This is a genomic window from Kitasatospora sp. MBT63, from assembly GCF_000710465.2.
Lineage (GTDB): Bacteria > Actinomycetota > Actinomycetes > Streptomycetales > Streptomycetaceae > Kitasatospora.
In genome coordinates this window covers 1-3695 of record NZ_JAIZ01000760.1, presented here as the reverse complement: position 1 = coordinate 3695, position 3695 = coordinate 1, and the positions used below count along the sequence as shown (strand labels likewise).

General features: G+C 70.3%; 4 protein-coding genes. All 4 read left to right on the top strand.

The features are described from left to right. The first annotated feature begins 214 nt into the window (after window positions 1-214). The 4 genes from AA75_RS39645 (at window position 215) to AA75_RS39630 (ending at window position 3565) form a co-directional block, all read left to right on the top strand. A complete protein-coding gene (locus AA75_RS39645) occupies window positions 215-1003 on the top strand; it encodes a YggS family pyridoxal phosphate-dependent enzyme (protein ID WP_082527183.1) in 789 nt (262 codons plus the stop codon). A gap of 211 nt (window positions 1004-1214) precedes the next feature. After that, window positions 1215-1823: a cell division protein SepF gene (locus tag AA75_RS39640; RefSeq protein ID WP_033825327.1), complete on the top strand. Its 609-nt coding sequence runs from the start codon at window positions 1215-1217 to the stop codon at window positions 1821-1823. 76 nt (window positions 1824-1899) lie between these two features. Next, window positions 1900-2190: a YggT family protein gene (locus tag AA75_RS39635; protein ID WP_033825326.1), complete on the top strand. Its 291-nt coding sequence runs from the start codon at window positions 1900-1902 to the stop codon at window positions 2188-2190. A gap of 49 nt (window positions 2191-2239) precedes the next feature. Next, window positions 2240-3565 (top strand): DivIVA domain-containing protein, encoded by a 1326-nt coding sequence (locus AA75_RS39630; RefSeq protein WP_033825325.1) that lies wholly within the window; start codon window positions 2240-2242, stop codon window positions 3563-3565. Window positions 3566-3695 lie beyond the last annotated feature (130 nt).

Below are 3695 nucleotides of genomic sequence, written 5' to 3'. Positions count from 1 at the left end.
GGGCACCGTGGTGTTGCGAGCCCGTCGGCCGCCCCTGCGGCGGCCGGCGGCATCGGGGGGACCCGCCGGTGTGGCGGGGCGATAGGTGGACCGCAGGACCACCGAATTGGTGCGATCATCTGTCTGCACCCTTGAGCCGGTCGGTCACCACTCCTACTGTCGCGAGCAACGCCGGCCGGCTCGCGAGCCACGTCTGGTTGGGCCCTGAACTCTGATGACGAACGACCTCTACGGACCGTTCCCGGGAAGCAGCGCGTTCCTGGCCGGCCTGACGCAGCAGCAGCGCGCCCGCTACGAGCAGCTCGGCACCAACCTGGAGGTGGTCGAGCGGCGGATCGCCGACGCCTGCGCGGCGGCCGGGCGGGAGCGCTCCGAGGTGTCGCTGGTGGTGGTGACCAAGACCTACCCGGCCGAGGACACCGCGCTGTTGGCCGCCCTCGGCGTCACCGACGTCGCGGAGAACCGGGACCAGGACGCCGCGCCCAAGGCCGATCGCTGTGTGGAGCTGCCGCTGACCTGGCACTTCGTCGGTCAGCTGCAGACCAACAAGGTGCGCTCGGTGGTCCGTTACGCGGACCTGGTGCACTCGGTCGACCGGCCCAGGCTGGTCGGCTCGCTCTCCGCCGCCGTCCTCAAGGCCGAACGGGCGCCGCTCGGCTGCCTGGTGCAGGTGGCCCTCGACAAGGAGGCCGGCGAGGGGGAGCACCGGGCCGGGGTGGCGCCGGCCGAGGTGCCGGAACTGGCCGCCCTGATCGCCGACACGCCCGGGCTGCAACTGGCCGGTGTGATGACCGTCGCTCCGCTCTCCGGCCCGCTGGCCGGCGATCCGGCGGCGGCCTTCGGGCGGCTGGCGGAAATCGCAAGCGCCGTACGCGCGGCCCATCCTGCTGCCACGATGGTTTCGGCAGGGATGAGCGGCGATCTGGAACAGGCCGTGGCGGCCGGAGCGACACATGTACGCGTCGGGACGGCGGTACTCGGAGTGCGGTCACCGCTCGGGTAACGTCACCGGGTAGTAGATCAGACTGCAGGACAAAATAGGACAGAACCTAGCAGCTTTTCAGAGCGCTAGCGAACCGTGGATCGCACCTCCGCAACCCCCATGCTCCCGGCCTGACGGGCCGTCGGCCCGATGGCCCGTGAGCGGGTGGCGGAGACCGCAGGTGAAGACCGTGGTCGGAGCCGATCCACCACAGAGCGGAGGAGACAGGAGCATGGCCGGCGCAATGCGCAAGATGGCGGTCTACCTCGGCCTCGTGGAGGACGAGACGTACGACGGCCAGGGGTACGACCCCGACGACGACTACGACTCGGACCCCGAGCCGATCCGGACCGGCCGCACCGAGGACCTCAGGTCCGCGGCCGCCACCCAGCCCGCCCCGGCGCCGGTCGCCCACATCGCCCCCCAGCCGGTGCCGGCCGCCGTGCCGATCCGGCAGGAGGCGCCGCGGATGGCTCCCGTGTCGTCCATCACACCCGACCGACGCCACAACGTGGAGAAGAGCGCCCCGGTGATCATGCCCAAGGTAGTGAACGAACGAGAGCCCTACCGCATCACCACACTTCACCCTCGAACCTACAACGAGGCCCGTACCATCGGGGAACAGTTCCGTGACGGGACCCCTGTGATCATGAATTTGACCGAGATGGACGACACCGACGCGAAGCGCCTCGTAGACTTCGCCGCTGGACTCGTCTTCGGTCTGCACGGCAGTATCGAGCGCGTGACCCAGAAGGTGTTCCTCCTGTCTCCTGCTAACGTCGATGTCACGGCGGAGGACAAGGCTCGGATCGCCGAGGGTGGGTTCTTCAACCAGAGCTGACCCGGCCACGACTTTATGTGTGGATCGAGCAACAGTGTGTGACTGACGGAATGTTGGCGGGGGAGAGGGAGACGAGATGGGGATCGTCGGCGCGGTGCTCTACTGGGCGCTGACCGTCTTCCTGCTGATCCTGCTCTTCAGACTCGTCATGGACTGGGTCTTCCAGTTCGCCCGCTCGTGGCGACCCGGCAAGGCCATGGTCCTGGTCCTGGAGGCCACGTACACTGTCACGGATCCGCCACTCAAGCTTCTTCGGCGGTTCATCCCGCCGTTGCGTCTCGGGGGCGTGGCGCTCGACCTGTCCTTCTTCGTTCTGATGATCATTGTGTATGTCCTGATCTCGCTCGTGCGGTCCCTGTCGGTGTGAGCGATGCGACAGGATTCCGGAGTGCCGACGATCACGTTGAGGTGAAGAGATGCCATTGACCCCCGAGGACGTTCGGAACAAGCAGTTCACGACCGTCCGGCTGCGCGAAGGCTATGACGAGGACGAGGTCGATGCCTTCCTCGACGAGGTCGAAGCCGAGCTGACACGCCTGCTGCGCGAGAACGAGGACCTGCGCGCCAAGCTGGCGGCGGCCACCCGTGCTGCCGCGCAGAACCAGGCCAACATGCGCAAGGAGCAGCAGCAGCCCCAGGACGCCCGACCGGGCGCCCCGGTGCCCGCCGCCATATCCGGCCCGCCGGTGCCCGGCCAGCAGCAGGGCCCCGGTCCGCAGCAGATGGGCGGCCCGCAGCAGCAGATGGGCAACCAGCCCCTCGGCCTGCCGTCCGGCGCCCCGCAGCTTCCGGCCGGTCAGGGCGGCCCGATGCAGCAGCAGATGGGTCAGCCGCAGCTCGGCCAGCAGATGGGCCAGCAGCAGATGGGCCAGACCATGGGCGGCCAGCAGCAGCTGGTGCAGCCGATGGGCGGTCAGATGCTGCAGCCGATGGGCAACCCGATGCAGCAGATGGGCCAGCAGCAGATGGGCCAGCCCATGGGCGGCCAGCAGCTGCAGCCGATGGGCGGCCCGATGGGGCAGCAGCTCGGCGGCCCGCTCGGCGCACCCATGCCGCAGCAGCAGCAGGGCCCCGGCGGCGACAGCGCGGCCCGCGTGCTCGCGCTCGCCCAGCAGACCGCCGACCAGGCGATCTCCGAGGCCCGGTCCGAGGCCAACAAGATCGTCGGCGAGGCCCGCAGCCGCGCCGAGGGTCTGGAGCGGGACGCCCGCGCCAAGGCCGACGCCCTGGAGCGGGACGCGCAGGAGAAGCACCGCGTGGCGATGGGCTCGCTGGAGTCCGCCCGCGCGACGCTGGAGCGCAAGGTCGAGGACCTGCGTGCCTTCGAGCGCGAGTACCGCACCCGCCTGAAGTCCTACCTGGAGACCCAGCTGCGCCAGCTGGAGTCGCAGGCGGACGACTCGCTCGCCCCGCCGCGGATCCCCGCCACCGCTTCGCTTCCGCCGGCCGCGTCGTCGATGGCGCAGACCGGTGCGTCCTCGATGAGCAGCGCCACCCCGAGCTTCGGCGGCCAGCCGTCGTTCGGCGGCGGCCAGTCCTTCGGCGGACAGAGCTCCTTCGGCGGCGGCAGCGGCCAGCCCTCCTTCGGTGGCCAGTCGGGTGTCGGCAACGGCGCTCCGCAGATGGCTCCCGCCGGGATGACCCAGCCGATGGCGGCGGTCCGTCCGCAGCCTCCGCAGCCGATGCAGCAGGCGCCGGCGCCGATGCGCGGCTTCCTCATCGACGAGGACGGCGACAACTAAACAGCACCACCGTCGAGGGCGCCCCTTCTGTGACCACGGTCACGGCGGGGGCGCCCTCGTGCGTGGCCCTGCGGGGCGGGGGAGGCGGGCGGTGGGACTGCGCGAGCGGGTGGGGGCGCGGGGCGTTCGT